The 25,944-nt window shown below is 56.1% G+C and carries 17 protein-coding genes and 5 tRNA genes; 15 read left to right on the forward strand and 7 right to left on the reverse strand.

Annotated features, from left to right (window positions below; translation table 11 throughout):
- Window positions 1-68 precede the first annotated feature (68 nt).
- Genes hpnE through hpnC form a run of 3 tightly spaced genes read right to left on the reverse strand, consistent with a single transcriptional unit; the run spans window position 69 to window position 3,181 of the window.
- Window positions 69-1,451: a hydroxysqualene dehydroxylase HpnE gene (hpnE, locus tag KIK84_RS02910; RefSeq protein ID WP_349815888.1), complete on the reverse strand. Its 1,383-nt coding sequence runs from the start codon at window positions 1,449-1,451 to the stop codon at window positions 69-71.
- Complete coding sequence (gene hpnD, locus KIK84_RS02915; protein WP_214121461.1) at window positions 1,448-2,287, reverse strand: presqualene diphosphate synthase HpnD; 840 nt, start codon at window positions 2,285-2,287, stop codon at window positions 1,448-1,450. Before hpnD ends, hpnE begins: the two co-directional genes overlap by 4 nt.
- A gap of 24 nt (window positions 2,288-2,311) precedes the next feature.
- Window positions 2,312-3,181: a squalene synthase HpnC gene (hpnC, locus tag KIK84_RS02920; RefSeq protein WP_214121462.1), complete on the reverse strand. Its 870-nt coding sequence runs from the start codon at window positions 3,179-3,181 to the stop codon at window positions 2,312-2,314.
- A 132-nt stretch (window positions 3,182-3,313) separates the two neighbouring features.
- Between hpnC and KIK84_RS02925 the strand changes: the two genes are divergently transcribed.
- From KIK84_RS02925 to rpiA, 15 genes are all read left to right on the forward strand, one after another.
- Window positions 3,314-4,408, forward strand: a complete 1,095-nt coding sequence (locus tag KIK84_RS02925; protein ID WP_214121463.1) for an efflux RND transporter periplasmic adaptor subunit — start codon at window positions 3,314-3,316, stop codon at window positions 4,406-4,408.
- Between the two features lie 10 nt (window positions 4,409-4,418).
- Entirely contained in the window at window positions 4,419-7,559 is a 3,141-nt protein-coding gene (locus KIK84_RS02930; RefSeq protein ID WP_214121464.1) for an efflux RND transporter permease subunit, read from the forward strand.
- Between the two features lie 42 nt (window positions 7,560-7,601).
- Window positions 7,602-7,688, forward strand: a tRNA-Leu gene (locus KIK84_RS02935).
- A gap of 108 nt (window positions 7,689-7,796) precedes the next feature.
- Window positions 7,797-9,104, forward strand: a complete 1,308-nt coding sequence (tig, locus tag KIK84_RS02940; RefSeq protein ID WP_214121465.1) for a trigger factor — start codon at window positions 7,797-7,799, stop codon at window positions 9,102-9,104.
- 139 nt (window positions 9,105-9,243) lie between these two features.
- Window positions 9,244-9,873, forward strand: coding sequence for an ATP-dependent Clp endopeptidase proteolytic subunit ClpP (gene clpP / locus KIK84_RS02945; RefSeq protein ID WP_284150454.1), 630 nt, complete (start codon window positions 9,244-9,246; stop codon window positions 9,871-9,873).
- Window positions 9,874-9,909: 36 nt separating this feature from the next.
- A complete protein-coding gene (clpX, locus tag KIK84_RS02950) occupies window positions 9,910-11,175 on the forward strand; it encodes an ATP-dependent Clp protease ATP-binding subunit ClpX (protein WP_214121466.1) in 1,266 nt (421 codons plus the stop codon).
- 135 nt (window positions 11,176-11,310) lie between these two features.
- Window positions 11,311-13,746, forward strand: coding sequence for an endopeptidase La (lon, locus tag KIK84_RS02955; protein ID WP_214121467.1), 2,436 nt, complete (start codon window positions 11,311-11,313; stop codon window positions 13,744-13,746).
- A gap of 47 nt (window positions 13,747-13,793) precedes the next feature.
- Window positions 13,794-13,869: transfer RNA gene (locus KIK84_RS02960), tRNA-Gly, on the forward strand.
- A gap of 26 nt (window positions 13,870-13,895) precedes the next feature.
- Window positions 13,896-13,971, forward strand: a tRNA-Gly gene (locus KIK84_RS02965).
- Between the two features lie 33 nt (window positions 13,972-14,004).
- Window positions 14,005-14,078 (forward strand) — tRNA-Cys (locus tag KIK84_RS02970).
- 32 nt (window positions 14,079-14,110) lie between these two features.
- Window positions 14,111-14,204: transfer RNA gene (locus tag KIK84_RS02975), tRNA-Leu, on the forward strand.
- Between the two features lie 12 nt (window positions 14,205-14,216).
- The gene (locus KIK84_RS02980; RefSeq protein ID WP_214121468.1) at window positions 14,217-14,834 is read left to right on the forward strand and encodes a DUF6806 family protein; all 618 of its coding nucleotides are present in this window, start codon (window positions 14,217-14,219) and stop codon (window positions 14,832-14,834) included.
- Window positions 14,835-14,885: 51 nt separating this feature from the next.
- Window positions 14,886-16,181, forward strand: coding sequence for an HD-GYP domain-containing protein (locus tag KIK84_RS02985; protein ID WP_214121469.1), 1,296 nt, complete (start codon window positions 14,886-14,888; stop codon window positions 16,179-16,181).
- Window positions 16,182-16,222: 41 nt separating this feature from the next.
- A complete protein-coding gene (hrpA, locus tag KIK84_RS02990; protein ID WP_214121470.1) occupies window positions 16,223-20,188 on the forward strand; it encodes an ATP-dependent RNA helicase HrpA in 3,966 nt (1,321 codons plus the stop codon).
- Between the two features lie 31 nt (window positions 20,189-20,219).
- Window positions 20,220-20,915 carry a ribose-5-phosphate isomerase RpiA gene (gene rpiA, locus KIK84_RS02995; RefSeq protein ID WP_214121471.1) on the forward strand — a complete coding sequence of 232 codons (696 nt, stop codon included), beginning with the start codon at window positions 20,220-20,222 and terminating at the stop codon, window positions 20,913-20,915.
- Window positions 20,916-20,936: 21 nt separating this feature from the next.
- Here the strand turns inward: rpiA and KIK84_RS03000 are convergent, their stop codons facing one another.
- Genes KIK84_RS03000 through KIK84_RS03015 form a run of 4 tightly spaced genes read right to left on the reverse strand, consistent with a single transcriptional unit; the run spans window position 20,937 to window position 25,664 of the window.
- Window positions 20,937-21,551, reverse strand: coding sequence for a riboflavin synthase (locus KIK84_RS03000; RefSeq protein ID WP_214121472.1), 615 nt, complete (start codon window positions 21,549-21,551; stop codon window positions 20,937-20,939).
- A 40-nt stretch (window positions 21,552-21,591) separates the two neighbouring features.
- Window positions 21,592-22,728 (reverse strand): bifunctional diaminohydroxyphosphoribosylaminopyrimidine deaminase/5-amino-6-(5-phosphoribosylamino)uracil reductase RibD, encoded by a 1,137-nt coding sequence (gene ribD, locus KIK84_RS03005; protein WP_214121473.1) that lies wholly within the window; start codon window positions 22,726-22,728, stop codon window positions 21,592-21,594.
- Window positions 22,729-22,746: 18 nt separating this feature from the next.
- Entirely contained in the window at window positions 22,747-23,178 is a 432-nt protein-coding gene (locus tag KIK84_RS03010) for a type IV pilin protein (RefSeq protein ID WP_214121474.1), read from the reverse strand.
- Window positions 23,179-23,192: 14 nt separating this feature from the next.
- Window positions 23,193-25,664 carry a pilus assembly protein gene (locus tag KIK84_RS03015; protein WP_214121475.1) on the reverse strand — a complete coding sequence of 824 codons (2,472 nt, stop codon included), beginning with the start codon at window positions 25,662-25,664 and terminating at the stop codon, window positions 23,193-23,195.
- Between the last annotated feature and the right edge of the window lie 280 nt (window positions 25,665-25,944).

Below are 25,944 nucleotides of genomic sequence, written 5' to 3' on the forward strand. Positions count from 1 at the left end.
CGAATGATCCCCTTAGTTAACGGCAGTTAATACACAAGACGGTAGTAAAAAAAGGTAAAAGCTAGCGTTTATAGGCTGTTTGCTAACTCAAAACCGCACCGCACCGCACCCTCTAGCGTGGCCGGGTAGGGGCCTTCTACGTAGTCGCCCACTGCCCACAAGCCTGGAGCGATGCGGCTGGATGGGCGTTTGAGTGCGGGTGTGCAGGCAAAGGTGGCGCGTTTTTCCACAATGGTTTGCAGCACTTGGGGCTGGTGGCCCAGCAATGTGCTGGCCTGCTGCAGCACGAGTGCCTCGGTGGCGGCCGCATCGGGCCCACAGGCGCTGACGACCCATGCCAGCAAGCCCGCCGGGCCACCGAGCTGGCCACGGTCAAACACAAACTGGGCGGGTACCGTCCCTGCTGAGTCAGTGGGTACCGCCTGCAATGCGGGCAGCGCCACCATGGGGCGTGGCAAGTGGCTGTGTGCGCTCCATGTGTACACCGTGGCGATGGGCAGGTATTGCAACGCGGCCGCTTGCTGTTGCCATGCATGCAGGGTGTTTGCTATGGTTTTTGTAGCTGCTTGAGCGCATGCAGCAAGCATTGCAGCCGAATTGGCTGCCGAAGTGGCCAATGCCACATGCGGCCAGTAGTCATGGCCATCGGGTGGTGCAATGGGCTGTCCCGATGGCTGCAATAGCTGCCAACCAGCATCGCCATCAGCCATCCGCAGGCTGCCAATGCGCTGCCCTAGGTACACGTGGTGGCCCTGTGTTTGTAGCCAGTGGCAGGCAGGTTCGGCCAGCAACTGGCCCAGGGGCACGCGGGGCAGCAGCAGGTCAGCCCCACCACGGCCACCAAACAGCGCGTCTTGCAGCACGCGCAAAAACACGCTGGCGCTGGCTTGCACCATGGGCGTGTTCAGGGCCGATACGCACAGCGGTTCTATCAGGCTGCTTTGCACCGCAGCGGGCAAGTCGCAGCACAGTTCGGCCACCGTTTGTGTGGGCGGGCAGGTGAATCCCATCCACTGCCAGCGCAGCGAGGCGCGCAGCAGTGCCAGTTTGTCGCCCAGTGTCCAGCCACGGCAGCCCAGCAAACCAGCTAGCACATGGGCTTGCTGGGGCAGGGCATTCCAAGGGCGCGGCCAGTGGGGCAGGCACAGCCCATGGCCGTCTGGCGTGCGCAAGTCCATGGCCGTGCGTAAGAGCGCCTGCTGCACATCCACTCCGACCTGCTGCATCAGCGCCAGGCTGTCGCGGTAGGCACCAATGAGGATGTGCTGCCCGTTGTCCACATCGACAGGGTTTCCATCAGGCAAATGCAGTTGCACGGTACGCGCGCGCCCACCGGGCGTGCGCGCCGCCTCAAATACCTGAACTGAATGGCCTCGTTGCGCCAGTTGCACCGCGCAGGCCAAACCCGCCCAGCCTGCGCCGATGATGGCGATGGGGGGGAGCGGTTTCACAACCTGCCCAGCGCCTGCACCTTCCAGGCCAGCCACAGTTTGCGCACGGGGGTGAGACTGATGCGTTGGTGCAGCACTTGGAAGTTGTCGTGCTCTATCTCGCGCAGCAGGGCGCGGTAGATGCTGGCCATCATGAGGCCGGGTTTTTGGGCGCGGCGGTCGGCGGCGGGCAGCAGGGCCAGTGCTTCGTCGTACAGGCGGTGGGCGCGCTCGGCCTGAAAGCGCATGAGGGCGGTAAAGCGGTCGGAGTACTGGCGCTGCATCAGCTCTTGGGCTTTCACATCGAACTGCTGCAGTTCGTTCACGGGCAGGTAGATGCGTCCGCGCATGGCATCTTCGCCTACGTCGCGGATGATGTTGGTCAGCTGCAGCGCTTGGCCTAGGGTGTGGGCGTAGGCGGTGGTGGCATCACTGGTTTGGCCAAAAATGCGGGCGGCTACTTCGCCCACCACGCCGGCTACCAAGTGGCAGTATTGGCGCAGGTTGGGGTAGTCGAGGTAGCGGGTTTGCTGCAAGTCCATTTCGCAGCCTTGGATGACGGCTTGCAGGTGCTTTTGCTCTATGCCAAAGGTGGCCGCGTGCGGCATGAGTGCGCGCATGACGGGGTGGTTGGGTTGTTGTTGGTAGCTTTGGGCTACTTCGCGCTGCCACCAAGCGAGTTTGGTGGCGGCTACGCCGCTGTCGGTGGCTTCGTCCACCACGTCGTCTACTTCACGGCAAAAGGCGTAGAAGGCGGTGATGGCGGCACGTCGCTCAGGCGGCAAAAACAGGAAAGCGTAATAAAAGCTACTGCCACTGGCGGCGGCTTTGTCTTGTACGTATTGTTCTGGGGTCATGGGGGGATTGTTACATCCAGATGGCTACATCTGTAAGCTGCGTGCGGCCACTGCCAGCCAGTCTAGGGGACGCAGGACAGGGCGTTGTTGCAGTACCCGTGGGCCGAGGTGTTCCACTTGGCGCAGCACGGCCAGACCGCCTTGCACCACGAGGCGCAATTCCCAGCCTAGTCGACCGGGGATGGTGTGTACCAAATTTTGACCAAATTGCATGCTAGAGCGCGCCCAGCTTGCTAGGTCTGCTATTAAATTGATAGCGTTTGGATGGTTTTTCAGGGTATGGAGTGCATCCAGCGTGGTGGGCATGTGGTGCTGTTGCAGGCGCTCTATGCTCAAGTAACAGCGATTGCGGGCGTGATCCACGCTGAGGTCTTGCCAAAAGTTAATAAGCTGCAAGGCAGTGCAAATAGCATCGCTTTGCGCAAGCGATTTTTTATCGTGTATGCCGTACAAGTGCAGCAGCAAACGCCCAATCGGGTTGGCCGAGCGGCTGCAGTAGTCCAGCACGGCGGCATCGTTTGCATAAAGAACTCCACTGGCGGTGACGCGAATATCCTGCTCAAATGCATCGAGCAATGCGTGCAGTTGCTCAGTGGGAAGCTGCCACTGCGCGATGGCGTGGTGCAGGTGGGCAAACACGCGTGGCCAGTTTCCTGGGGCTTGGTTGGCGGTAGTGGCGTTTAGCAGGCAGGCGCGGTAGTGTTGCAACTGGCTCAATCGCTCGTCTGCACTGGCACTGCCTTCATCGGCCAAGTCGTCGGCGGTACGGGCAAAATGGTAGATGGCTGCAATGGGGGGGCGCAAATGCGCTGGGCACAACCATGAGGCAACAGGAAAGTTTTCGTAATGGTCGATGCCGGGGGTTTTTCCCCGTGATGGCGGTGTTGCATGCATAGCGAATTGTGCCTGTTTACAAGCAACGTTTGACAAGTCTGCCAAGCATCTGGATAATTACTAACCAGTCAGTCATTAATTTGCATCAGCAAGTTCGACCGATATTTTTGACCCATCGTGAGAAGTTCAACCATGACATACAAATCCGGCTTTTTGATTGCTGCAGCCTGCTCCGTAGTGGTGCTGCTGTCTGCCTGCTCCAAAACGGAGGTGGCGCCAGAACCTGTTCGAGCAGTGCGAATTGTCACTGTAGCGGCAGACCAGATTCAGACGCAGCGCGAATTCGCTGGTGAAGTGCGAGCGCGTGTGGAGTCGAATTTGGGCTTTCGCGTAGCAGGCAAGGTGATACGCCGTGCCGTCGAACTGGGGCAAACCGTGCAGGCTGGCCAAGTGCTAGCGCAACTCGATCCGCAAGATTACAAGCTGCAAACCGAGGCTGCCAAAGCACAGCTGCAAGCAGCGCAGGTGAATTTGGATTTGGCACTAGCAGATTTGAAGCGCTATCGCGAACTGCGTGCGCAAAATTTCATCAGCAGTGCTGAGTTGGATAAACACGAAGGCACCTACAAATCAGCGCAAGCTTCATGGGATCAGGCCAAAGCCCAACTCAACAGTCAAAGCAATCAAGTGGGTTACACCACATTGGTTGCTGATGCACCCGGTGTCGTAACGCTGGTGTCGGTAGAGGTTGGTCAAGTGGTTGCCGCTGGTGCGACAGTGGTGCAAGTGGCACAGCAAGGAGCACGTGAGGTGGTGTTTGCTGTGCCAGAGGATTGGGTTGGTCGTATACGTGTTGGCAGCACTCTGACAGCCAAGCTGTGGAATAGCACCGATGAAGTCAAGGCCACTGTGCGCGAAGTAGCGGCTAGCGCTGACTCCGTGACCCGTACCTTCACCGTGCGTGCTACTTTGCCTGCGCAAGCCAATTGGGCTTTGGGTACCACAGCCAGTGTGATGCCTATTGTGGCTGCGGACGCAGCAGCGCCTGCAGTGATCAAGCTGCCTACCAGTGCGTTGCTGCAGTCGGGTGGAAAAACAGTGGTCTGGGTGCTGGACAAGAGCACCATGGCCGTACACCAAAAACCGGTACAAGTGCAGGGAGCCGATGGCAATAGCGTTGTCCTCAAAGAGGGCCTGCAGCCTGGTCAGCAAGTTGTTATTGCAGGTGTCCATGTGCTGACTGAAGGTGAGAAAGTGACGATTTACCAAGAGTCCGGCAAGCCTTGAGGAGTGATTGATGAATACTGAAAAAAATACCGAGAAAAAAGGCTTCAACATATCGCGTTGGGCCTTGGAGCACTCGGCCTTGACGCGTTATTTGATGATCGTGTTGATGGTCTTGGGCATTGCGGCTTACTTCCAATTAGGGCAAGACGAAGATCCTCCATTTACCTTCCGGGTGATGACGGTACGCGCATACTGGCCTGGTGCTTCGGCTCAGCAAATGGCCGACCAAGTCACAGCCAAGTTGGAGCGCACTTTGCAAGAAGTGCCCAAGGCTGGCAATTTGCGCAGTTTTTCCAAACCCGGTGAGACATTGATCACCTTTGAACTGAAGGACTCCACCAAGGAGGCTGATGTTCAGGGCTTGTTCTACACCGTGCGCAAAAAAATTGGTGATATCAAGCAAACGCTGCCCAGTGGGGTGCAAGGTCCGTTCTTTAACGATGACTTTGGCGATGTCTATGGCGTTCTCTATGCGTTGCGCTCAGACGGTTTTTCGTTGGCAGAGATGAAAGACTACGCCGATACCGTGCGCCAGCGCTTGTTGCAAGTGCCTGATGTGGCCAAGGTGGATATTTATGGTGACCAAGAAGAACAAATTTTCTTGGAAATATCACAAAAACGCTTGGCTCAGCTAGGCCTGACATCGGCTCAAGTGCTAGATCAACTGAGCCAGCAAAACGCTATCGAATACGCGGGTGAAATGCATACCAAGTTGGATGCCATTCCTATTCGTGTGGCCGGTCAACTGCGCACTTTGGATGACATCAAGAACATGCCTATCCGCGGTTCTTCGGGCAAGCAGTTGCGTTTGGGTGATATTGCGGATGTGAAACGCAGCTACGTGGATCCTAAGAGCGTAGCGGTGCATTACCAAGGTGAGCAGGTGGTGGCCTTGGGCATTTCCATGAGCAAGGGCGGAGACATCATCCAACTGGGCAAAGCATTGAAGCAAGCTTCCGAGCACATCAGCAAGGAGTTGCCAGCTGGTTTGACTTTGGTGCAGGTGCAAGACCAGCCCAAGGCCGTGGCTACTTCGGTCAATGAGTTTGTTCGCTCCTTGATGGAAGCGGTGGTGATTGTGTTGGCAGTGAGCTTTGTGAGCTTGGGCTTGCACAAGCGTGAAGGTAAGCAAGCCTGGTGGAAGCGCTATTACGTAGACATTCGTCCAGGTTTGGTAGTTGCCATTACTATTCCGTTGGTCTTGGCTCTGACCTTCTTAGGCATGCGCTACTGGGGCATTGGTTTGCACAAAATTTCCTTGGGCTCCTTGATCATTGCCCTGGGTTTGCTGGTGGACGATGCCATCATTGCGGTGGAAATGATGGTGCGCAAAATGGAGGAGGGCTATGACCGCTTCCGTGCTGCTACCTATGCGTATGAAGTAACCGCCATGCCTATGCTGACGGGTACGCTGATCACGGCCGCAGGTTTCTTGCCCATCGGTACTGCCAAGTCCACGGTGGGCGAGTACACCTTCGCCATCTTCGGTGTGACGGCTTTAGCCTTGGTATTGAGCTGGATTGTGTCCGTCTATTTTGTGCCTTACTTGGGTCACGCGTTGCTCAAAGTGAAACCCCATGCTGGTGGTCACGGCGAGGTGTTTGATGGTCCTTTCTATGATGGTTTCCGCAAGTTGGTGAATGCTTGCGTGCGCTATCGCTGGACTACGATTGGTATCACGGTGGCGGTGTTTGCGCTGGGTATCTTTGGCATGAGCAAGGTGCAGCAGCAGTTTTTCCCTGATTCGTCGCGCCTGGAGATTTTGGTGGATGCGTGGTTCCCTGAGGGCACCTCCATTGAAGCCAACGAAGAAGTGACCCATCGCTTGGAAAAACGCTTGATGGTTGAAACGGGTGTAGAAAACGTGACCACTTGGATTGGTTCGGGTATACCTCGTATCTATTTGCCCTTGGATCAAGTGTTCCAACAATCCAACGTATCCCAGTTGATTGTGCTGTCCAAGGATTTGCACGCTCGTGAAGCATTGCGAGTCAAGTTGCCGGCAATTTTGGCCAAAGAGTTCCCGGAAATCCGTGGTCGCGTCAAGCTCTTGCCCAACGGCCCTCCAGTGCCATATCCAGTGCAGTTCCGTTTGGTTGGTGATGATCCAAAAGTGTTGCGTGCATGGGCTGACGAGGTGAAAGCCGCAATGAATGCCAATCCCCACGCACGACTGGTGAATGACAACTGGAATGAGTCCATCAAGACCATCCATTTGAATATTGACCAAGACAAGGCGCGTGTATTGGGTGTCACGAGTCAGAGCATTGCGCAAGCAGCGGATACTTTGCTCAAGGGTGCCACTGTGGGGCAATTCCGTGAAGGCGATAAGCTCATCAGTATCGTGCTGCGCCAGCCGCAAAACGAGCGCGACACCATCAGTGACTTGGCCAACGTGTATTTGCCAACTACATCGGGACGTGCCATACCGCTGACACAAATTGCTAAGCCAGAGTTTTCTTGGGAGCCTGGTGTGATGTGGCGTGAAGGTCGTGCCTACGCGATCACCGTGCAATCGGACGTGGAAGATGGTGTGCAACCAGCTACTTTGTCTGAGCAGTTGCTGCCCAAGGTGAAGGAAATAGAAGCCCGTTGGCGTGAAAAGTATGGCGTGCAATACCACGTCATAGTGGCCGGTGCTGTGGCTGAAAGCAGCAAAGGCCAAGTCTCTATCGTCGAAGGGCTGCCCATTGCCTTGTTCGTGATCTTCACACTGCTCATGCTGCAATTGCAAAGCTTCAGCCGCTCTGTGCTGGTGTACCTGACTGGACCTTTGGGCTTGGCAGGTGTTGCGGGAGCTTTGTTGATCTTTAACCGCCCGTTTGGATTCGTGGCTATGTTGGGGGCCTTGGCCTTGATGGGCATGATTCAGCGTAACTCGGTGATTTTGATCGATCAAATCGAGCAAGAGCGCGCTGTTGGAAAGGCTGCATGGAACGCGATTGTGGATGCGACAGTAAGCCGACTGCGCCCGATTGTGTTGACTGCTGCTGCTGCTGTGCTGTCCATGATTCCGTTGACTCGCTCTGAGTTCTGGGGACCTATGGCTGTGGCCATCATGGGCGGTTTGATTGTCGCAACCTTGCTCACATTGTTGGCTTTGCCTGCTATGTACGCTGCATGGTTCCGGGTTAAACCTGCAGCCCAGTGATCGCAAAGAGAGGCCTAAGATAAGGTTAGAATGGCAGACCTTGCGCGGGTGGCGAAATTGGTAGACGCACCAGGTTTAGGTCCTGACGCCAGCAATGGTGTGGGGGTTCGAGTCCCCCCCCGCGCACCAGACATCTGTTGCAGCGATGCAAGTTCTTGCCGCTGTTCTACCCTCAGATAGCGAACACGTATTGCAGCCCTTCGGGGCTGCAATGCCATATGTACACAGGAGTTAAGCATGGCCGTAACGGTTGAAAAATTGGAAAAACTGGAACGCAAGATCACCTTGACCTTGCCCGTAGGTGATATTCAGACTGAAGTGGACAGCCGTCTGCGTAAGTTGGCCAGAACCGTCAAGATGGACGGTTTCCGTCCTGGCAAGGTGCCCATGAATGTGGTGGCTCAACGCTACGGCTACTCTGTCCACTACGAAGTGATGAATGACAAGGTCGGTCAAGCATTCTTTCAAGCGGCCAACGAAGCCGAACTGCGTGTAGCTGGTCAGCCCAAGATCACGGAAGCCGATGGCGCTCCCGAAGGTCAAGTGGCTTTTGATGCCGTTTTCGAGGTGTATCCAGAAGTGCAAATCGGTGATCTGGCCGCTGCAGAAGTCGAGAAAGTCTCTTCCGAAGTGACCGACGGTGCTATCGACAAGACCTTGGAGATTCTGCGCAAGCAACGCCGCACCTTCGCCCAACGTCCCGCTGCGGAAGCTGCACAAGACACCGATCGCGTGACGGTGGACTTTGAAGGCAAGATTGATGGCGAGCCTTTCGCTGGTGGCAAAGCCGAAGCTTTCCAATTCATCTTGGGTGACGGTCAAATGCTCAAGGAGTTTGAAGACGCAACCCGTGGCATGAAGGTGGGAGAGAGCAAGACTTTCCCCTTGTCTTTCCCCGCTGACTACCATGGCAAAGATGTGGCTGGCAAAACAGCAGACTTCTTGGTTACCCTCAAGAAGCTGGAAGCAGCCAATCTGCCAGCTATTGATGAAGCACTGGTGAAGTCTTTGGGTATTGCTGAAGGCACTGTCCAAGCTCTGCGCGCAGACATTCGCAAGAACTTGGAGCGCGAAGTGAAGTTCCGTTTGTTGGCTCGCAACAAGCAAGCTGCTATGGATGCTTTGCTGACCAAGGCCGAGTTGGATTTGCCCAAGTCAGTCGTGGAGGCTGAGATCAACCGCATGATTGAATCCGCTCGTGCTGATCTGAAGCAGCGTGGTATCAAGGATGCGGACAAGGCACCTATCCCCGCCGACATTTTCCGTGAGCAGGCTGAGCGTCGCGTGCGTTTGGGCTTGGTGGTGGCTGAGTTGGTCAAAACCAACAAATTGGAAGCCCAACCCGAGCAACTCAAAGCCCACGTTGAAGAGTTGGCTTCTAGCTATGAAAAGCCTGAAGATGTTGTCCGTTGGTATTTCAGCGACAACCGCCGCATGGCCGAAGTAGAAGCCATCGTGATTGAAAACAATGTGACTGAGTTTATCTTGGCTAAAGCCAAGGTGACAGATAAAGCCGTTGCTTTTGATGAGCTGATGGGTAACTGATGCTTACCTCCCGCGAGGGAGTTTCAGCAGAAAAAATACCAATGGGGTTTGCAGCAGGACTTGCAGTTCCGCCGCCAAACCCCATTTCCATTAGCAGTATCCTTTTTGGGTACAGTAACGCACATTAATTGGAGCGCATATGAATTGGAAAAACGCAATGGCAGGAGCACTGGATACCCAAGCTTTGGGCATGATCCCCATGGTGATCGAGCAGTCGGGTCGCGGTGAGCGCTCCTATGACATTTACTCGCGCTTGCTCAAAGAGCGTGTCATTTTCTTGGTCGGTCCTGTGAATGATCAGTCGGCCAACTTGGTGGTGGCCCAACTGCTGTTCTTGGAAAGCGAAAACCCCGACAAAGATATTTCGCTCTACATCAACTCTCCTGGTGGTTCTGTGTCTGCAGGCATGGCCATCTACGACACCATGAACTTCATCAAGCCTGATGTGTCTACGCTGTGCACCGGCATGGCGGCCAGCATGGGGGCTTTTCTGTTGTCAGCAGGAGCTAAGGGCAAGCGTTTTTCTTTGCCCAATTCCAAAGTCATGATTCATCAGCCTTTGGGTGGAGCACAAGGCCAGGCCACTGAAATTGAAATTCATGCGCGCGAAATTCTCAAAACACGCGAGCAACTGAACAAAATCTTGGCCGACAACACAGGCCAACCATTGGACAAAATTGAGCGTGATACTGAGCGCGACTACTTCTTGACGGCTGATGAAGCCAAGGACTATGGTTTGGTTGATCAGGTGATCAGCAAGCGTCCTTGAGAAGTACCCTTAACCAGTTTGTAAAGGCGTTAACGCATGGCGGATAAGAAGACCCCCTCCGGTGAGAAAACCTTGTATTGCTCTTTCTGTGGTAAGAGCCAACATGAGGTAAAAAAACTCATTGCGGGGCCATCGGTTTTTGTGTGCGATGAGTGCATCGATTTGTGCAACGAAATCATCCGCGATGAGTTGCCTGCCAGTACCGTGGCCGCAGAAGGCAAGTCCGATTTGCCGACTCCTGCCGACATCAAGACCAATTTGGATAGTTACGTCATTGGTCAAGATGTTGCCAAGCGAACTTTAGCAGTGGCTGTTTACAACCACTACAAGCGCTTGCAACACCAAGAGCATGCCAAGAAAGACGATGTGGAGCTTGCCAAAAGCAATATCTTGCTGATTGGCCCCACGGGTTCTGGCAAGACTTTGCTGGCACAAACGCTGGCGCGCAAACTCAATGTCCCCTTTGTGATGGCTGATGCCACCACATTGACTGAGGCAGGTTACGTTGGCGAGGATGTGGAGAACATCATTCTCAAGCTACTGCAAAGCTGCGACTACGATGTGCAAAAAGCCCAGCGTGGAATAGTCTATATCGATGAAATTGACAAGATTTCCCGCAAGTCCGCCAACCCCTCCATCACGCGCGATGTGTCGGGCGAAGGCGTGCAGCAAGCTTTGCTCAAGCTGATTGAAGGCACCATGGCCAGTGTGCCTCCGCAGGGCGGGCGTAAGCATCCTAACCAAGATTTTCTACAGGTAGACACGACCAACATTCTGTTTATTTGCGGTGGTGCTTTCGCTGGTTTGGAAAAGGTCATCGAAAGTCGCACGGAGTCTTCAGGTATTGGTTTTGGCGCTGCGGTCAAGAGCAAGAAAGAGCGCGCACTGACAGAGGTGTTCCAAGATGTCGAGCCAGAAGACTTGATCAAATTTGGTTTGATCCCTGAGTTGGTGGGGCGCTTGCCAGTGGTGGCAACGTTGGCTGAATTGACAGAGGACGCTCTTATAGAAATTCTCACCGAACCCAAAAATGCCTTGGTCAAACAGTTTGGCAAGTTGTTGGGCATGGAGGGAGTGGAGTTGGAGCTGCGTCCTGCCGCTTTGAAAGCGATTGCAAAACGTGCATTGGCGCGTAAAACTGGCGCGCGGGGCTTGCGCTCTATCCTTGAACACGCGCTAATTGACACCATGTACGAGTTACCGTCTTTGAGTGACGTAGCCAAGGTGGTGGTTGAAGAGTCCACGATTGAGGAAAACAAGCCACCCCTGCTGGTGTATCGTGAATCGGCAAAATCTGCCTAAGACTGAAGCGGCCAAAAGTTCTTTTAAGTACCTTTTGGCCGTTCTTCTGTGAATTCAGTTCTGTGCCTGCTTCCCGATAATAGGTACATAGCAAGTTTTCTGATCGGCCTCGTTACGAGGTAGAAAAGGTTTTTCATGTCTGGCACACCATCATTACCCCATATTCCCACCAACTTGCCTTTGCTGCCTTTGCGCGATGTGGTGGTGTTCCCCCACATGGTGATTCCTCTGTTTGTTGGTCGACCCAAGAGCATCAAAGCACTGGAAGCCTCGATGGAGGCAGACCGCAAAATCATGTTGGTGGCGCAAAAAGCAGCCGCCAAAGATGACCCTCTGGTGACGGACATGTTCGACATGGGCTGTGTCGCCACCATTTTGCAAATGCTGAAATTGCCTGATGGCACTGTCAAAGTGTTGGTTGAAGGTTTACAACGTGCCAGTGTTCAGTCTATCGAAGAGGGTGAGCAGCATTTCACAGCCCAAATCCTGCCGCTGGTAGCCGATGAGCCTGCACAAGACCCTGTAGTGGCCAGCGAGGAAGAGGCCTTGCGCCGTGCGGTGATGCAGCAGTTTGACCAGTACGTCAAGCTGAACAAAAAAATTCCTCCAGAAATCCTCACATCTATCAATAGCATTGATGATGCAGGTCGTTTGGCGGACACCATTGCAGCCCATTTACCTCTCAAGCTGGATCACAAGCAGGCGGTACTCAGTTGTGCGGGTATCCGTGAGCGCTTGGAAAACTTGTTCGACCATTTGCAGCGTGAAGTCGAGATTTTGAATGTGGACAAACGCATTCGTGGTCGCGTGAAACGCCAAATGGAGAAAAACCAACGCGACTTCTACCTGAACGAGCAAGTCAAAGCCATTCAAAAAGAGTTAGGCGAAGGCGAAGAGGGCGCCGATATTGAGGAGATCGAGAAAAAGATCAAGTCGGCACGCATGCCTAAAGATGCGCTTAAAAAGGCGGAAGCAGAGCTCAAAAAGCTCAAACTCATGTCCCCTATGTCGGCTGAAGCCACCGTGGTGCGCAACTACATTGAGGTGTTGACAAGTTTGCCTTGGGCGAGCAAAACCAAGATCAAACACGATTTGGCCAATGCTGAAAATGTGCTTAACCAAGACCACTATGGTCTGGACAAAGTCAAAGACCGCATTTTGGAATACCTCGCAGTGCAACAGCGCGTGGACAAGGTCAAGGCTCCAATTCTTTGCTTGGTAGGTCCACCTGGGGTGGGTAAAACGTCCTTGGGCCAATCCATTGCCAAAGCCACGGGGCGTAAATACGTGCGCATGGCGTTGGGTGGTATGCGCGATGAGGCTGAAATTCGTGGCCATCGCCGTACATATATTGGCGCAATGCCTGGCAAAGTGCTGCAAAGCTTGTCCAAAGTGGGGACGCGCAACCCTCTGTTCTTGCTCGACGAAATCGACAAGCTGGGCGCGGATTTCCGTGGTGACCCTAGCAGTGCCCTGTTGGAAGTGCTAGACCCAGAGCAAAACAACAAGTTTGCCGATCACTACGTAGAAGTGGACTATGACTTGAGCGATGTGATGTTTGTGGCCACTAGCAATTCCATGAATATTCCGCCCGCATTGCTTGATCGCATGGAGGTCATCCGTTTGTCGGGCTACACCGAAGACGAGAAGGTCAATATTGCAATCCGTTATTTGCTGCCAAAGCAGATGACGAACAATGGCGTCAAACCCGCTGAGTTGCAAGTCGAAGAAGAAGCGATACGTGACATCGTGCGTTACTACACCCGCGAAGCTGGTGTGCGTTCGCTCGAGCGCGAGTTGTCCAAGATTTGCCGCAAAGTGGTCAAAGGCTTGCTGCTCAAAGCCATGCAAGCCCAAGTGGTTGTAACGGCCGCCAATTTGGCTGACTTTTTGGGTGTGCGCAAATACACCTATGGTCGTGCAGAAGCGCAAAACCAAATTGGTCAAGTGGTTGGTTTGGCTTGGACCGAGGTGGGTGGCGATTTGCTGACCATTGAGGCCGCATTGACTCCGGGTAAAGGTGTGATCACTCGCACGGGCTCCTTGGGCGATGTGATGAAAGAGTCAGTCGAAGCTGCACGCACCGTGGTGCGTAGCCGCTCACGTCGTTTGGGTATCAAGGATGAGGTTTTTGAGAAAAAAGACATTCATATCCACGTGCCAGACGGGGCAACCCCCAAAGACGGGCCCAGTGCGGGTGCTGCGATGGCCACTGCTTTTGTCTCAGCGCTGACAGGTATTCCTGTGCGTGCGGATGTAGCGATGACAGGTGAAATCACTTTGCGTGGTGAAATCACCGAGATTGGTGGTTTGAAGGAAAAACTGTTGGCGGCCTTGCGTGGTGGCATCAAAACGGTGTTGATCCCGGAAGAGAATGCCAAGGATTTGCAAGATATCCCAGCCAACGTGAAAAACGGCTTGGAAATTATTCCTGTGCGCTGGTTTGACCGTGTGCTCGAAATTGCCTTGGAGCGTCAGCCGCAATCACTGCCAGACGATGAAAATATCGCTGTTTCAACCTCGGAGGGGTTGAAAACTGATATAGAATCTGAGGCTTCGGTTAAGCACTGATTGGGAGAATTGTCTTTTAAAAGACGTTTTTCGATGCAAGGCTTCATGCGGGAATAGCTCAGTTGGTAGAGCGCAACCTTGCCAAGGTTGAGGTCGCGAGTTCGAGCCTCGTTTCCCGCTCCATGATTGCTTGTGTTCAACCAAATAATGCGGGAATAGCTCAGTTGGTAGAGCGCAACCTTGCCAAGGTTGAGGTCGCGAGTTCGAGCCTCGTTTCCCGCTCCAAATACAAGGGGCAGCATTTAGTCATGCTCCTAGGGCGCGGTAGCAAAGCGGTTATGCCCCGGATTGCAAATCCGGTTAGTCCGGTTCGACTCCGGACCGCGCCTCCAGATTGCTTGTTAGCAACACTCAAACACTCTTGGCCTGAGTGGTGAAATTGGTAGACACATCGGACTTAAAATCCGCCGCTTTCGTGAATAACGGGCGTACCGGTTCGATTCCGGTCTCAGGCACCAACCGCATCTACCATGTCCATATACCAACCTTCTTTTGAAATCCATGTGCATGGGCAAGTTCCGTTGCGGGCTGATGTCACATCACAGGAATTGGATGAAATTCTCAAACCCTTGTGGCGTTACGCGGGTGCGCGTTCCCTGAAAGATGGGGCAATTAGCCACTACGAGGAAGAGCCGGGTTTGCAGTTCAACCAGCATGAGCACACGTTGCAAATTTGCTGGACGGTGTTGGGCAATGAAGATTTTCATCAAGTGATGGAAGATGTGTGCATGAACCTCAACGAAGCTTCGCGTTCAGGTGCTGCGCTTGAGGTGACGTTTTACGACACCGAGTTCGAGGACGCGCAGGAAACCGATTCCAACGCCCAGTCACGTGATGACTTTGTGATGCTATTTGTGGGGCCAGACCCTGCAGCCATCATGCAAGTGCAGCGCGATATGCTGGTGCAAGATGTGGTGCAACTGATGGAGCGCCATTTCGAAAGCGCGGAACTCGATGGAGTGGTGGGTGAAATTGACAAGCTGTTCACCCAGCGATTGGATGATTTGGTGAGTTCTTTGCGCATGGATGTGCCGCCACGTGGTCAAAATGGTCATGGTGGTGGGCGCAAGCAACGCCGTTTACACTGAGCAGCAATACCGCAGCCGAGTAGCGGTTGCACGGAGAAGCTCACACTATCCATGCGTAAAAAAATCACCACGAATCAGCTACGTTTGGGAATGTATATCCAGGAGTTTTGCGGCTCATGGATGGATCACCCTTTTTGGCGTTCAGCCTTTGTGCTCAACGCATCCAAAGATTTGCAGGCTATCGTGGATAGCCGTATCACGGAAGTTTGGATCGATACCAGCAAGGGTCTTGATGTAGAGCAGGCGTTGCCGGAATCATCGCTACCAGCTACGGCAGCGGTGCAAACTGAGCAAGGCGCTGCGGATGTGCTGGCTTCTGAATGGTCGTTCCCTGCGCCTGCAGTGCACACAGTGGCCCATGGGGAGGATGCTCAGCGCATAGAACCCAGCAGCATGCAGCAAGAGTTGTTGCAGGCGGCAGAAATTTGCCGCCAGTCCAAGCAGGCGGTAGAGAGCATGTTCCATGAAGCGCGCATGGGCAAGGCGGTCGATGCCACTGTTGCGCGCCAGTTGGTGCAAGACATTACCGATTCGGTCACACGCAACAGCCAAGCCTTGATTAGCTTGGCTCGACTCAAAAATGCCGACGACTACACCTACATGCACTCGGTAGCCGTGTGTGCTTTGATGGTGGCTCTGTCTAGGCAGCTTGGGCTAGACCCCGAGCAAACACGCCAAGCTGGTATGGCTGGGTTGATGCACGACTTGGGCAAAGCCCATATTCCATTGGATATTCTGAATAAACCCGGAAAATTGACGCCTGCGGAGTTCGACGAGGTCAAAAAGCATCCCCAAGAAGGCTATGACATTTTGCACTCTGCAGGGTGTACGGAATCGGTGGTGTTGGACGTTTGTTTGCACCACCACGAGCGAGTAGATGGAAAAGGCTACCCCAAGGGCTTGGATGACTCGCGCATTAGCCTGTTTGCCAAGATGGGGGCGGTGTGTGATGTGTATGACGCCATCACGTCCAACCGCCCCTATAAACAAGGCTGGGATCCTGCTGAATCGCTCAAACAAATGGCGAGCTGGGCCAAAGGCCATTTCGATCAGCGGGTATTCCAAGCCTTTGTGAAGAGTTTAGGCATTTATCCTGTGGGCTCTTTGGTGCGTTTGCAGTCGGGTGCTATTGCAGTCGTAGTGGAACAAAACCCAGACAACTTGACCGCACCCAAGGTGAAAAAGTTCTTTTCGACCAAGAGCGATATGCGGGTGCCAGCAGCATTAGTCGATCTGGCCAATCCCGATGCCCAAGACAAAATTGCATTTCGCGAAAATCCTAGTACGTGGAAGTTTCCAGATCTGCACGCCATGTGGGCAGGGGATGCTGCGCCCCATGTGGTGTGAGCGCGTTGCAAAGGCCATCGCCATTGGATAATCGCGCCTCCATGGCCTCTTCTTCAGCACCTTCTCTCGCACCGTCTTTTCACATCGAGTTTCCTGACAACCTGCCTGTCTCGGCCCGTCGTGGCGAGATAGAGGCAGCATTGCAAGCCCACCAAGTCATCATTGTGTGCGGCGAGACGGGCTCCGGAAAAACCACCCAATTGCCCAAGATCGCCTTGGCATTGGGGCGTGGGCGCCAGCAGCGCATAGGTCACACGCAACCGCGCCGCATCGCCGCCAGCAGCGTGGCCAAGCGCTTGGCCGAAGAGCTGAAAACCCCGCTGGGCGAGGTGGTGGGTTACAAGGTACGCTTTCACGACAAGCTGGGCAAGAACACTGCCGTCAAGTTGATGACCGACGGTATTTTGCTGGCCGAGACGCAGACCGATCCGCTGCTCAAGGCCTATGACACCATCATCATCGACGAGGCGCACGAGCGCAGCCTGAACATCGACTTCCTGCTGGGTTACCTGCGCCAACTGCTGCCGCGCAGGCCTGACCTGAAGGTCATCGTCACATCGGCCACCATCGACGCCGACCGCTTTGCCCAGCATTTCGCCTCCAGCAAGGGGCCAGCGCCGGTGATCCAGGTGTCGGGTCGCACTTATCCCGTGGAGGTGCGCTATCGCCCGTTTGAAGAGAGCCGTGAGTACGACCTCAACAGCGCTATCGCCGATGCCGTGGACGAGCTCTGGCGTGACCCCAGCCACCAAGGCGACATACTGGTATTCCTGCCGGGCGAGCGCGAAATACGTGAAGCAGCAGACCATCTGCGTGCCCACCTCTCGCACAGCCCGGTGCTGCGCAGCGCCGAGGTGCTGCCGCTGTTTGCCCGCCTGAGTCAGGCCGAGCAAGACCGCATTTTTGACGCCCACAACAGCCGCCGCATCGTGTTGGCGACCAACGTGGCCGAAACTTCGCTGACCGTGCCTGGCATCCGCTACGTGGTCGATGCGGGCACGGCACGGGTCAAGCGCTACAGCTTTCGCAGCAAGGTGGAGCAACTGCTGGTCGAGCCCGTCAGCCAGGCGGCAGCCAACCAGCGCTCGGGCCGCTGCGGTCGGGTGGCCGAGGGCATTTGCATCCGCCTGTACGACGAGCAGGACTTTGCCGGACGCACGCGCTTTACCGACCCCGAGATCCTGCGCTCCTCGTTGGCAGGGGTGATATTGCGCATGAAGTCGCTGCACTTGGGCGATGTGGCGCAGTTCCCGTTCATCGACGCGCCATCGGGGCGCGCCATTGCCGACGGCTACCAGCTACTGCAAGAGCTGGGTGCTGTGGACGATGCCAATGAGCTGACCCAGCTAGGTGCGGAACTGTCCCGCCTGCCGCTGGATCCGCGTGTGGGCCGCATGCTGATTGAAGCGCGTGAACGCCATGCCCTGACCGAGGCGCTGGTGATTGCCTCGGCCTTGAGTGTGCAAGACGTGCGCGACCGCCCCATGGAGGCGCAAGCCCAAGCCGACCAAGCGCATGCTAAGTTTGATGATGAAAAAAGTGAGTTCATGGGCTACCTGCGCCTGTGGAACTGGGTCAACGAGTCGCGCGGGGGTGAAGGCACGCACAAGCTCAGCAATCGCCAGTACGAGGCGCTGCTGCGGCAGAACTTCATCAGCGTGCGCCGCTTGCGCGAGTGGCGCGACATCCACACCCAGTTGCACACCGTGGTGGCTGAGCACCAGTGGCGGCTGAACACCTTGCCCGCTACCTACGAGCAGTTGCACCTGTCCATGCTGTGCGGTTTGTTGGGCAACGTGGGCTGCCGCATCGAGGCCGATGGCGACAAGGCCGCCGGTGGCGACTATCTGGGGGCACGCGGCATCAAGTTCTTCCCGCACCCCGGCGCGCATTTGCGCAAAAAGCCCGGTCGCTGGCTGGTGGCGGCTGAGTTGGTGGAGACCACGCGCTTGTTCGGGCGCGGGCTGGCCAATATAGAGCCGCAGTGGATAGAGCAGGTGGGTGGCCATTTGCTCAAAAAGCAGCAGCTCGACCCGCACTGGGAGAAAAAAGCCGGCGAGGTGGTGGCCATGGAGCGCGCCACGCTGTACGGACTGGTGGTCTACAACGGGCGGCGCGTGAGCTTTAGCCGCTTTGACCCGGTACAAGCGCGTGAAATCTTCATCCGCGAGGCGCTGGTGGGGGGCGAGTTGGAGAGCAATCTGCCGTTCTTGGCGGCCAACCAAAAACTCATCCGCCAAGTGGAGGAGCTGGAGCACAAATCCCGTCGCCAAGACGTGCTGGTGGACGATGCGCTGATTTATGCCTTCTACGACCAGCAACTGCCCGCCGAGGTGTGCAGCCGCCACACGCTGGAGAGCTGGTACCGCGATGAGCAGCGCAGACTGCAACGTGAGATGGGCGACAAAGCAGGCAAGCTGCTCTACCTATCGCGCGAGGAGCTGATGCGCCACGAGGCGGCAGGCATCACTACACGGGCTTTTCCGCACACCGTGCGCTTGGGTGGGGTGGACTGCGCAGCCAGCTACCTGCACGAGCCGGGTGATGCGCGCGATGGCGTGACCGTGACGGTGCCGCTGTTTGTGCTCAACCAAGTGAACGAGGAGCGCTGCGAGTGGCTGGTGCCCGGCATGCTGAAGGAAAAAATTCAAGCGCTGCTCAAGACCCTGCACCAGCGCCCCCGTTCGCGCCTTGTGCCGCTGCCTGAGACAGCAGAGCGCTTTGCGCAGGCCCTGTTGCCCGAGGAGCGTTTTGGCCATGGGAGCTTGCTCGATGCGGTGCACAAGCTGGTGCGCGATGCCACAGGGCTGGACGTGGCGCGCGCCGACATCAAGCCCGACATGCTCAGCCCGCATTTGCTGATGAACTTCCGTGTGGTGGACGAGCATGGCCGCCAGTTAGGGCAGGGTCGCAGCTTGGCTGCGCTCAAAGGGCAATGGGGCCAGCAAGCGCGGGGCGCGTTCCAAGCCTTGGCTGGGCTCAAGTTGGGCACTGTGGTTGCAGATGAAAAAACGGCTGTACAGCCCGTGGATCAAGCTGGTGCTGCTATTAAAAGCATAGCAATTGCTGGTGCGAACGCTGCTGCAAAAAACGCATCCACTGCAGGCGGGGGCAAAGGCGCTGCCACGGGCAGCTCTAGTGCACCGGCAGCGCAGGCGGAGCAAACCTACACCGCCTGGACTTTTGGCGAACTGCCCGAGCTGCTGGAGATTCGCAAAGGCGGGCAGACCTTGGTGGGCTTTCCAGCGCTGATTGACTTGGGGCAGGCGGTGCGCATCGAGGTGTTTGACGAGCCCGAAGTGGCCGCAGCCAAGCACCGTGTAGGCCTGCGCCGCCTGTGTGCGCTGCAGATCAAAGATGCGCTCAAGTACTTGGAGAAAAACATCCCAGACCTGCAAAAGATGGCGGTGGCTTATATGCCGCTGGGTACACAAGACGAGCTGCGCGAGCAGATCATTGGCCTGGCCATAGACCGGGTGTTTTTGCTGGACCCGCTGCCCACCGATGCACAGTCATTTGCCCAACGGCTGGAGCAGGGGCGCACGCGGCTCACACTGGTGGCCAACGAGATTGCCCGCCTGTGCGCCACGGTGCTGCAGGAATACGCCACGGCGGCGCGCAAAATCAAAGACACCCGCAACGCGCCTGATGCGGTGCAAGACGCGACCCAACAGCTACAGCGCTTGTTGGGCAAGCGCTTTGTGCTGGACACGCCGTGGGAGCGCATGCAGCACCTGCCACGCTACCTCAAGGCCATCACCCTGCGGCTGGACAAATACCGTACCGACCCCGCGCGCGATGCGGCGCGCACCGCCGAACTGCGCCCGCAGGAGCAGCGCTACTGGCGCTTGGTGGCCGAGCGCAAGGGCCAGCAGGATGAGCGCATGGCGGAATTCCGTTGGCTGCTCGAAGAGCTGCGCGTGAGCTTTTTCGCCCAAGAACTGCGCACCCCCCAGCCCGTGAGCGTCAAGCGCTTGGACAAGGCGTGGGCGCTGTTACAGGCCTGAGCGATTTTTTTTTGATTGACGAGGACAGAGCATGAGCACCCCCCAAACCGCATCCTTGACCCAAGACGAACTCAAAACCCTGGTCGGCCAGGCCGCGCTGCGCTATGTGCAAGCGGGCGAGGTCATTGGCGTGGGCACTGGCTCTACGGTCAACAAATTCATCGACGCGCTGGCCAGCATGAAAGACCAGATCGCTGGTGCCGTATCCAGCTCCGTGGCCAGTACCGAGCGCCTGAAAGCGCTGGGCATTCCCGTGCTGGACAGCAACGATGTGTCGCGTCTGGGCGTGTACATCGACGGGGCCGATGAAATCGACCACCGTGGCTACATGGTCAAGGGGGGCGGCGCGGCGTTGACGCGCGAGAAAATAGTGGCTGCGCTGGCTGACCGCTTTGTGTGCATTGCCGACGAGTCCAAGCTGGTGCAAACGCTGGGCCAATTCCCGCTGCCGGTGGAGATCATCCCCATGGCAGCGCGCCGCATCACCGAGCAGTTTGCCAAGCTGGGTGGCACCGCTACGCTGCGCATGAAGGACGGCGCTCCGCTGGTAACCGACAACGGCCAACATATTCTGGATGTGCAAGGCCTGCAGATTTCCGATCCGCTGGCCTTTGAAACCGCAGTGAGCCAATGGCCGGGTGTAGTGACCGTGGGCGTGTTCGCCCACCAACGCGCCCAAGTGTGCCTTTTGGGCACAGCGCAGGGCGTCAAAACCATGGAGTTTTGAGCGTCTGCCTTCGCTTCAGGCTTACTTGCCCAGCATGCGCTCCACGTAGCGGGCGATCAGGTCAATCTCCAGATTGACCGGGCTGCCCACTTGCAGCGTGTGCAGGGCGGTGTTCTCCACCGTATGGGGAATCAGGTTGATGCTGACCTCGCAGCCATCAGCCACGTCGCTCACGCGGTTGACGGTCAGGCTCACGCCGTTGATGGTGATGGAGCCTTTGTAGGCCAAGTACTTGGCCAAGCTGGCGGGTGTGAGCACGCGCAGCTCGCGGCTCTCGCCCACGTTGGCAAAGTGGGTGACACGGCCCACACCATCCACATGCCCGCTGACGATGTGCCCCCCCAAGCGGTCGTGGGTACGCAGGGCTTTTTCCAAATTAACCAAACCGGGTTGGTCCAAACCGCAGGTTTTGTCCAGCGATTCGGCCGAAATGTCGATGGTGAAGGTGTTGCTCGCCGTGTCGATGGTGGTGGCGGTCATGCAGGCACCGTTGAGCGCGATGCTGTCGCCCAAGGCTACATCGTCTAGGTAACCAGGGGGTGTTTCGATGCTCAAGCGTTTGCCGTGCGCGGCGCTCTCGCCCAGTGCCTGTACTTGGCGGATGTGGCCTACTGCTGTGATGATGCCAGTGAACATGGGGTGTACGGTGTTGGTATGGTTTGGTAGGGCGTGAATTCTAGGCGCGGCGCAAGAGCAAGCGCAGGTCGGGGCCAATGGGCGTGGCGCTATGCCACTGCCAGCGGGCCCAGTCGGGCAGGGCGCTCAGGCTTTGCAGCGCAGGCAGTTCAAACAGGGGACGCCCCGGCCCGAGTAGGGTGGGGGCCACATACAGCAGCAGTTCATCGACCAAGCCTGCTTGCAGCAATGCAGCGCTGAGTGTGGGCCCGGCTTCGACGTGCAGTTCGTTGATTTCTTGCTGGGCCAAGCGCGGGAGCAGGGCGGCCAAGTCGGGGTGCTGGCCATGGGGGCTCGAAGGCACTTCTAGCAGGTGCGCACCCCGTGCTTGTAGCGTGCTGGCTGCAGCAGAATTTTTTGCAATAGATTGGCCTGTAGCGCTTATATAGACTGCTCTGCCTGCTATGAAAAGAGGAGCGTCTGCAGGGGTGCGTAGCTGGCTATCAAGCACCACCACATGCGGTTGCCGTGGCGTGTCTATGCCGCGCACATTGAGTTGGGGCTTGTCAGCCAGCACCGTGCCTATGCCGGTGAGGATGGCGCAAGCGCGGGCACGCCAGTGGTGGCCATCTTGGCGCGCTTCTGGGCTGGTAATCCATTGGCTTTGGCCGTTGTGCAGGGCCGTGGTGCCGTCCAGCGAGGTGGCCATTTTGAGGCGCACCCATGGCTTGCGGTATTGCATGCGCTGCATGAAGCCAATGTTCAGTTCATGTGCAGCACGAGCGAGGGCATGTTCTGGCGGCAGCAAGCTTACCTCCACCCCTGCTGCACGCAGGCTGGCAAAGCCTTGGCCTGCCACTTTGGGGTTGGGGTCTTGCAAGCTGGCCACTACCTTGCCTATACCGGCCTGTGCCAGCGCCACGCAGCAGGGGCCCGTGCGGCCTTGGTGGGCGCAGGGCTCTAGGGTGACGTAGGCCGTGGCTCCGCGCACATCGTTGCCGCGTTCGGCGGCATCGCGCAGTGCCATGACCTCGGCATGTGGCCCGCCCACGCGCTGGGTGTGGCCTTGGCCGAGGATGCGCCCCTGTGCGTTGGCAATGACGCAGCCCACGCGGGGGTTGGGGTTGGTGAGGTAGAGGGCTTGCTCGGCGAGTTGTTGGGCTTGGGCAAGTAAGTCGTGCGCTGGTGGGGCTGGCAAACAAAGGCTCCGCAGGGGTTATCTACTCCAGCATTCTGCCGCAGTGACGCTGCTGCTTGCGTTGAGTATGGTTTTGTTGCCAGCTTGATCAATGCGAAAGTCTCCGCATTTGTCCGAGGCTTGGCTGGAGCCCACAACACGGGTCGCTGTGATGGTCCAAGTGGTGCCAGTGGTGCTGCTTACAGCGGCTGAGTATCGACCACCTTCTACGGTGAGGATGGTGCTTGGCACGTTGGCAGTGAGGGGGTAGCTGCCAGTGGATGTAGCCGCACGCTCCATCCACTGGGCGGTTTGCAGCAGCGTGGTTCGGGCATTGGCGCGCTGGGCGCGGCGTGTGTATTCGGTATAGCTAGGCATAGCCACAGCAACCAAAATCCCGACGATGGCCACGGCAATCATCAGCTCTATGAGCGTAAAGCCGTGGTGCTTAGTTTGTGCGCGATTACGCATAGTGCTGCTTTCTGTTATTGCAAGATTTGGCGCCAGCTAGCACGCAAGCCAACGGATTTGCCCGAAATGAATGTTTTTGAGGTACAGGTGGATCCAGCAGGGCAGTTGGACGACAGCAGTTTGGGATTGCCGTCAGTGCGCAACAGTGCAGTATCTCCAGCGCCTGTTTCCACCATGGTGGAGTCGCTAACTACGTTGTTTCCTTGGCTGTTCAAGTAGATGAAAGGGGGCTGGTCAGGCCGTGTTCCGTAGAACAGGTTAAGTACGCTTTGGTAGCTTTTTTCTGCGACAGGTGAACCGCTGCAGGTTTCGGTGGTTGATACATCTCCTGCTTTGGGAATGGTCGTTTGAATCAAAATTTTTTGTCCAGCAAAGGTGCGTGTATTGGTCAAAACCCGCTGTCCGCTCAGTGGCCAATCCAAGTACCAGCCCATTTTTTGCCCAGTGCCAGTGCCGTAGGTGAATATGTTGCTGGTAGAGTTGTAGTAGTTGGTTCCACCTGTATCGGCTACAGGGGTGGAGTTGATGGTTTGTTGCTGCAACTTGGTCAGGGCAGGGCTACTGGTGGTGTTGATAGTGGTGCTGGCATCGGTAATGGTGATGCCGCCATTGGTGCCATCAGTCCGCTTAGGGTTAGTGGCAAAGATACTGTTGTCCCAAATGCCGAAGTAGCTTTGCACTGCAGTATTGGTGCGATCATTGTCCGTAAGGTTTTGTCCGGTACCAAAAGCCAGCATCACACCTCCGTTGGGGTGCGGTGCCCAAAATGGTGCCGTGGTGATGGGTTGTGCCACATTGCTGCGTTTGGCCACGAATAGTGGTTGGTTAGAGAAGGCTGTGGACCAGTTGGCTGCATCGATGGAGCCGAGGTTGAACTTCCACATATTGCCTTGGATGTCGCCTGCATAAACGGCATCGACCACGCCGTCACCGTTCAGATCAACAGGCAATGGTGAAGACAGGCCATTGCTACTTTTGAAAGAGCAGGTGTTTGTTGCAATAGGCTGGGTGCAGGGAGATAGTTTTTTAACGCTTTTGTCACCGTCCAAATATTGGATCAACAGCACAGGCGCTTCGTTGCTGCTGTTAACCCCGTTACCCAGTATGACGGCCCAGCGGCCATTGTTGAGGCGTACGATTTGCTGGGTCAAATTGGCATTGACGCTGTCGGTGACAGGGGGGGATGTGATATAGCCGATATCGGCGTCGCTGGTGGCGGTGGTGTCGGTGATGACAAGGCTACCCACGTTGCTCGTGGTGAAGTTGGCAGGGTCAGTGACATCCAAAACAAAATAACCTTTGCCACCTGCACCTAGCGAGCCCACCAGTATGGTTTTCCAGTTGCTGTTGGTGCCATCAGATAGGTAAGCATCCCCGGTGAATGGTGAGCCGTCCACATAGTATTGGTGCGAGTAACCCGTGTCGGTGAGTGCGCGCAGATTGCCTGTGGCTACTCCGTAGGGAATGTAGGCCAGCTTTTCAGCACCAGTGCTGGCGTCAAAGCCGTGCAGCATGCCGTCATTGGCACCCACATACAGCATGGTTGTGCGATTGCCTTTTCCGCTGGAGCTGGTTCCGCGAAATACGCTGTAATTGTTGAAGTTATACCCGCTGGCCGGTTTGCCGGTGTACCAAATGTTGGAATTAACAATGTCTCCCAGTCGGGAGCCTCTGTCACGCAGAGTGCCGCCATTGGCTTGTTCGTTGCTACGTACGCCTCGAATGAAGTCAAAGCGTTGGCTGCCTAGGCTATCTGCTGTACCGCTGCTGTTTTGATTGAGCTTGGTTTGTATTGCTGTGGGCAGTGTGCTGTAACTGCCCCAACTGATGCCATTGCTTCCGTTGTAAGTGGCAATGAATCGGTTGGACAGTTGAGTAGACGTTAGTGCGTCTAGTAAGGTAGCTGCGTTCCACGTTTCTGTCGATTGGATGGCTCCTGAGTCGGCATCAATGGGTCTGGCAGCTAATGCACCAGAATATTTGGTCGGGTCATAGCCAGCTATGTACGCACTCAGGCCCGAACGCAGATAGCTGGAGCTGGTAGCAATAGATACTAGGGAGCGTTGTGTGTCAGCGATCACCGTGGTCATGATGTCGGTGAATGCGTTGGTTAAACCGGCAGCAGTGGTGACTGGATAGTACTTGCCTCTGCTGTTAATGGCCGCATGCCAAAGCTCCACGGTGCGTTTGCTTAATAAAGCATCGGTCCAATCTGTTTTGTTGGCCTCCACATTTGGCCACGTGAGCTCGCCTTGTATTAGGCGGGGCAGGTCGCCGCCATAGTTGTCGCCCGTTGTGTTGTTGTAACTCCAGTTGGCCGGTGTGGTGCGGCCATTGATATCGGCAGACGCGGTGGAGTTGGAAAAATTGCCGTCTGCCTTACGGTAAGTCCAGCTTACGGCGTCTGCACCAAAACCGATGGTGTAAGTTGATACGTGTTGCCAAGTAGCGGGGTTGTTGCGTGGATTCCAGTATTCAGGTGTCACAAAACAGTTGTTCGCAGCTGAGCATGTGCTAGTGCTGTAGGTCTCAGTCCCCTGTTTACGAATCAAGGTACGGACATTGTTCGTAAGGGTGGTCTGTAAATCGGTAGCCCAGCTCCTGAATGCCCAGTCGGAGAATGTGCCAGCCGAATTGTTTTGGGCATCGCCGTAGCTATCTCTGTACACCCGGGTGGTGTTGTCAGTTATGTTGTAGCTTTTTTCGTCAGGCAGAGTAGTCGTTGCACTATCACCATTGCTGATAACTTTGTCATCGGCAATAACT

It is taken from the genome of Curvibacter sp. CHRR-16 (assembly GCF_018474005.1).
Taxonomy (GTDB): domain Bacteria; phylum Pseudomonadota; class Gammaproteobacteria; order Burkholderiales; family Burkholderiaceae_C; genus Allorhodoferax.

What these genes read in the sequence shown, in the direction of transcription:
- KIK84_RS03000 (WP_214121472.1), bottom strand. Translation starts at nt 21,551, where the DNA reads ATGTTCACTGGCATCATCACAGCAGTAGGCCACATCCGCCAAGTACAG.
- KIK84_RS02930 (WP_214121464.1), top strand. Translation starts at nt 4,419, where the DNA reads ATGAATACTGAAAAAAATACCGAGAAAAAAGGCTTCAACATATCGCGT.
- KIK84_RS03010 (WP_214121474.1), bottom strand. Translation starts at nt 23,178, where the DNA reads ATGCGTAATCGCGCACAAACTAAGCACCACGGCTTTACGCTCATAGAG.
- KIK84_RS02985 (WP_214121469.1), top strand. Translation starts at nt 14,886, where the DNA reads ATGCGTAAAAAAATCACCACGAATCAGCTACGTTTGGGAATGTATATC.
- hpnD (WP_214121461.1), bottom strand. Translation starts at nt 2,287, where the DNA reads ATGACCCCAGAACAATACGTACAAGACAAAGCCGCCGCCAGTGGCAGT.
- hpnC (WP_214121462.1), bottom strand. Translation starts at nt 3,181, where the DNA reads ATGCATGCAACACCGCCATCACGGGGAAAAACCCCCGGCATCGACCAT.
- tig (WP_214121465.1), top strand. Translation starts at nt 7,797, where the DNA reads ATGGCCGTAACGGTTGAAAAATTGGAAAAACTGGAACGCAAGATCACC.
- KIK84_RS02925 (WP_214121463.1), top strand. Translation starts at nt 3,314, where the DNA reads ATGACATACAAATCCGGCTTTTTGATTGCTGCAGCCTGCTCCGTAGTG.
- rpiA (WP_214121471.1), top strand. Translation starts at nt 20,220, where the DNA reads ATGAGCACCCCCCAAACCGCATCCTTGACCCAAGACGAACTCAAAACC.
- clpP (WP_284150454.1), top strand. Translation starts at nt 9,244, where the DNA reads ATGAATTGGAAAAACGCAATGGCAGGAGCACTGGATACCCAAGCTTTG.
- hrpA (WP_214121470.1), top strand. Translation starts at nt 16,223, where the DNA reads ATGGCCTCTTCTTCAGCACCTTCTCTCGCACCGTCTTTTCACATCGAG.
- clpX (WP_214121466.1), top strand. Translation starts at nt 9,910, where the DNA reads ATGGCGGATAAGAAGACCCCCTCCGGTGAGAAAACCTTGTATTGCTCT.
- lon (WP_214121467.1), top strand. Translation starts at nt 11,311, where the DNA reads ATGTCTGGCACACCATCATTACCCCATATTCCCACCAACTTGCCTTTG.
- KIK84_RS02980 (WP_214121468.1), top strand. Translation starts at nt 14,217, where the DNA reads ATGTCCATATACCAACCTTCTTTTGAAATCCATGTGCATGGGCAAGTT.